The following is a 1,113-nucleotide window of genomic DNA, read 5'->3' as shown; positions in this document are numbered from 1 at the left end:
AATTGCATGGTTAGAAGGTAAAGCTCGCATTCTGCTTGCTTGGGACTACTACCTCCTCAACAACTTTATTGAGATGCTAACGGTACTTGATGGCGCAACAGAAGTGCTCAAAGACCATGAAGACAGCACTTGGCAAGCCGAAATTTGGGACTTTAAAGGCTTGGCTCTCCTTGGCTTAGAACGCCTAGACGCAGCGGAAGAAGCAACCCAAAAAGCGCACAAACTGGCCATTGAGCACGATCTAACGTGGATGAAAGCACACTCTTTCATCAGTCGAGCAAGACTAGAGCTACTGCGTAAAAACACAGACAGCGCAGCCGAGTTGTTGCTTGCCGCAGAAGAATCCGCGCTTAATTTCGATAACGGCGAACTGCTAAGTCAGATCTGTTTTCAGCAATCTCGCGTTGCTGAAGAGCAAGGCGATTTCGAAGCGGCATTTAATGCGTTTAAAAAATACCGCAAACATGCACTGAAAATGCTCAAAGAGCAGACCAATCGTGTCAGCATGGATAAAGCGCGCGGCTCAAAACGCCAACTCGAACAACGTGCTCGCAAGCTCATCAATCGTATTCGCTCTCAACATGAATACGATCCCGAAAAGCAGTTTTCTAACGTCGTTTCCGAAACGTACTGGTGGGAACAACTGGTTCTATTTAAGACTGAGCTTAAACGCTCTAACCATGCGGTGATCATGATTCGCCACTCCAATCCTGCGTTTCTCGATGCGTGTACTGAACTGGTTCACTCATTAACGACGCCAAGCGATCTCATTTCACGCCTATCTAGCGATCGACTCGCTATGTTGATTGCCGAAAAAGATAAAGCCGCAGAAGAGCTCTACAGAACCGTGCATGCCATGTTAGACATTTATCCATGGGAACGACGTGGTCTCAAAGGGCCAAAACCGACATTGTATTTACAAGACATCCTGACTTTCCCATTTACTTTAGAGCAGTTGGAAGAAAGCTATATTGAGGTAATGAAGAATGGAACTACTGCTTAGCAAAGTCACTGACGCAGGCATCGATCCTTCTTCTGTTTCTGGGGAAGAAGCCATCACGCTTTGGGAACATATCGGTCGACACATTGCGTCCACCAGCCGTGAAAAAGCAC

General features: G+C 46.8%; 1 protein-coding gene. It reads left to right on the top strand.

Annotated features, from left to right (window positions below):
• The coding region (locus tag R7040_RS24740) for a hypothetical protein (RefSeq protein WP_318097311.1) at window positions 1-1,003 on the top strand (1,003 nt) is incomplete at its 5' end.
• Between the last annotated feature and the right edge of the window lie 110 nt (window positions 1,004-1,113).

The sequence above is a fragment of the Vibrio sp. 1069 genome (genome assembly GCF_033340555.1).
The sequence above is the reverse complement of the archived record's forward strand: the minus strand, read 5'-3'. Positions and strand labels throughout refer to the sequence as shown.